Source organism: Marinobacter lipolyticus SM19, from assembly GCF_000397065.2.
In the GTDB taxonomy this organism is placed as follows: Bacteria; Pseudomonadota; Gammaproteobacteria; order Pseudomonadales; family Oleiphilaceae; genus Marinobacter; species Marinobacter lipolyticus.
Genome location: NZ_KE007330.1, coordinates 102,414 through 105,764, shown reverse-complemented (window position 1 = coordinate 105,764; position 3,351 = coordinate 102,414). Strand labels below are relative to the sequence as shown.

Below are 3,351 nucleotides of genomic sequence, written 5' to 3'. Positions count from 1 at the left end.
TGCGGAGCCATGGATGGCGGAGCCCAAGCGTCACATGGATGTGCCGCAAGGAGCGTGTTTTGGGAGGCACTTCCCGACACGACCCTACCCCGAAAACTGTCAGACTGGGGTCGGAGCCAGAGCTTGCAGTTGCACCCGTGTACCGGCTATCGTTCAAAGTTGATTCAGCAACCGGATGAACGATGACCAAACCGTTTCAGTTCAAAACCAGCGATGTCAGCGTTGAAAAGCGCGAAACCGTCTTCCAGGGCTTCTTCCGCATGGACAAGCTGTGGCTGACCCACCCGCGTTTTGATGGTCGCGACATGCCCGTGTTTACCCGCGAACTGTTTATCCGTGGTGATGCCACCTGCGTGCTGCCCTACGATCCTGAACGGGACGAAGTGGTATTGCTGGAACAGTTCCGCCTTGGGGCCATGGGCCGTGCTCAGTCGCCCTGGCTGCTGGAATTGGTCGCAGGTATGAACGAAGAAGGTGAAACACCGGAAGAGGTGGCGCAAAGGGAAGGGCAGGAAGAAGCTGGCCTGACTTTCAGCAAGCTGGATAAAATCTGTGAATATCTGGTATCGCCTGGTGGCAGTACAGAACTCATACACCTGTATTGTGGACGTATAAGCACAGAATCTGCTGGCGGATTGTTCGGTATGGAGCACGAACACGAAGACATCCGTGCCCACGTATTCAGCTCAGAGGAGGCTATTGCCATGGTCCGGGATGGTCGTATCAACAACGCGGCGGCGATCATTGCGTTGCAATGGCTTCAGCTCAACCGTACCCGGATTCGGGAAGGGTGGGATTGATGAATGAGTGGGCCATGAAACCCAAACGCTATGTCCCGGATCTCAAGCGACTGGGGGCACTGTGCGACGGTAACTACCTGCGTCTTAACCAACTTCGGAAGTTGGAGTCGGCAGGCAAACCGGTGTCAGAATTTGAGTTGCACCGGGAAGAGCAGTACCTCGGCCGTGTCCGGATCAAAGTCCTCCAGACCGCTCGCTTTACTGAAACCCTCCTGTTGGAGCAGATCCATAACGCCGGTAGATGGCTCAATAATCCCCAACTGACAGTGCGCGTGTATCACGACGCCACGATGGCAGAAGTGATCAGTTGCTATCGGGATCGCCAGATTGCGCCGGTCAATGATTACCCCAACCGTTTTATGCACCACCCGGATGAAAAAGTTCAGGTGAACAGCTTTCTGGCCGATTGGCTGGATTACTGCCTTCGTTTCGGACACCTGCCCATGGAGCATTCTCTCTGGTCGGCTGGAGAGGGCGTGGACTAGAGCGTGAGCAGGAGAATGGGGAGTAGAGCGGGCTCAGGTGAGAGAGTGGAGTGCAGGGGCTGTGCCATAGTTATCAAATGATGCAATATGTCCTGTCACCATAGGCATAATGTGATCATGGTTCAGTTCAGTGGTGAGAAAACGGATTACTCTCACCGTACAAACGGTTTCGAACCAAGCGTCTTGCCCAGATACGAAACAGAGCGCCATGACCAGAAAGGATGAATCCCGGGCACTCCGGGTGCTACAGATCACAGACCCCCATCTCCGGGCTGACCCGGCTGGTGAATTGCTGGGTGTGAACACCCGGGACAGTCTTGATGCTGTTATTGAGCAGGTACTTCGGGATCATGGGCAGCCGGATCTGGTGTTGGCCACTGGCGACCTTGCTCAGGATGGTTCGGAAGAGGCCTATCGTGTTTTTGCTGATAAGTTGCAGGTATTCCATTGTGCCTCAGCCTGGATAGCCGGTAACCACGACGAGCCGGATGTCATGCAGCAGGTTGCCAGTGAACATCAGGCGAGTCGTCGGCATATTATCCAGGGAGGGTGGCAGATCATTTTGCTGGATTCATCCGTTCGTGGGCAGGTGTATGGTGAGCTGGCGGAGTCAGAACTGGCGTTTCTGATATCTACACTGGAGCAGAATCCTGGTTTACCGACACTGGTCACGTTGCACCACCATCCGGTGGACATCGGATCGGATTGGATGGAAGGCATTGGCCTCCGCAATCGGGACGCTTTCTGGCGGGTTGTTGAACGGTTTCCTCAGGTCAGAATTGTATTGTGGGGCCACATCCATCAGGAACACGATCGCGAGCGCCACGGGGTGAGGTTGCTCGCCACCCCGTCCACCTGTATTCAGTTTACTTCTGGCTCGCACCAGTTTGCCGTTGAGGAATTGCCGCCAGGGTATCGCTGGTTCGAGCTTGAAGCGTCTGGAGAGTTTCAGACGGAGGTTCAACGGGCAACCGAGTTTGAGTTTGATCTGGACGTCGATAGCACCGGCTACTGATCACAGTTTGGTGACCCCGGCTGTTAAAAATCACCGGAATCTGTATATAATCGGCACCGCTCAGGACGAGCGACGTATGGATTCAACACCACATCTTCAGGGACCGAAGACATGCCCCAGGCAAGCGGACTGCAGTTCACCGCCACCATTGGCGGATTTTCCTCTGATCACTTTTCCGTCGTCGGCTTCGAGCTGACCGAAGCCCTCTCCGAACTGTTTCACGGCAAGCTCAAACTGGCCAGCACCGATCCGTCGGTCGCAGCAACCGATGTACTGGAACAGGCCGTGGATCTGGTGATCTGGCAGGAGGGTGCGCCGTTAAGGCGTTTCACCGGCGTGGTCAACGAATTCGCCCGCGGCGACTCTGGCCACCGTCGCACCCGTTACGAAGTCATCATTCAGCCCCCGCTGTGGCGCCTGGGCCTGATGCACAACAGCCGCATTTTCCAGACTCAAACTACCGACGCCATTGTGCGCACCCTGCTGGAAGAGCGGGGCATCGTCGATACCGTGTTTGATCTCAAGCGTACCCCGGAAGAACGGGAATACTGCGTTCAGCACCGGGAAAGCGACCTGGGGTTTGTGGTGCGGCTGGCGGCCGAGGAAGGCTGGCACTACCGTTACCATCACGGCTCTGTGGACGGCGAGGAACAGCCGGCCCTGATCATTGCCGATCACCACGGCGACGCCCCCGGGCTCGACCCTGCCGAATACAATGGTAAGGCCGGCGGCAGCACCAAGGCTCCCTGTGTATTCCGCTTCGCCCATCAGGAGCGGGTCCGTGCCAGTTCTGTTGCCATGAAGGATTACACCTTCAAAAATCCGGCCTACGCCCTGATGCATGAACAGCAGGCCGGCAGTCCTAACCACCGGGAAGATTACCAGTACTACGACTACCCCGGCCGCTTCAAGGCCGACGCCAGCGGCCAGCCCTTCACCGAGGCCCGCCTGGACGCCCTGAGAAACGACGCCAGCACCGCCAGTGGCAAGAGCAACCGCGCCGACTTCACCGCCGGCGCCAAAGTGGCCCTGACCGACCACGACAACGAGC

The 3,351-nt window shown here is 57.0% G+C and carries 4 protein-coding genes; all 4 read left to right on the top strand.

Features of this window, described 5'->3' with window-relative positions; genetic code table 11:
* Window positions 1-182: 182 nt before the first annotated feature.
* Window positions 183-800 (top strand): NUDIX domain-containing protein, encoded by a 618-nt coding sequence (locus tag MARLIPOL_RS17870; protein ID WP_012139758.1) that lies wholly within the window; start codon window positions 183-185, stop codon window positions 798-800.
* Window positions 800-1,285, top strand: a complete 486-nt coding sequence (locus MARLIPOL_RS17865; RefSeq protein ID WP_012139757.1) for a DUF1249 domain-containing protein — start codon at window positions 800-802, stop codon at window positions 1,283-1,285. The genes MARLIPOL_RS17870 and MARLIPOL_RS17865 overlap by 1 nt, the downstream gene beginning before the upstream one ends.
* A gap of 208 nt (window positions 1,286-1,493) precedes the next feature.
* Complete coding sequence (gene cpdA / locus MARLIPOL_RS17860) at window positions 1,494-2,300, top strand: 3',5'-cyclic-AMP phosphodiesterase (protein WP_012139755.1); 807 nt, start codon at window positions 1,494-1,496, stop codon at window positions 2,298-2,300.
* Between the two features lie 111 nt (window positions 2,301-2,411).
* On the top strand, window positions 2,412-3,351 hold a 940-nt coding region (tssI, locus tag MARLIPOL_RS19055; protein WP_456085439.1), incomplete at its 3' end, for a type VI secretion system tip protein TssI/VgrG.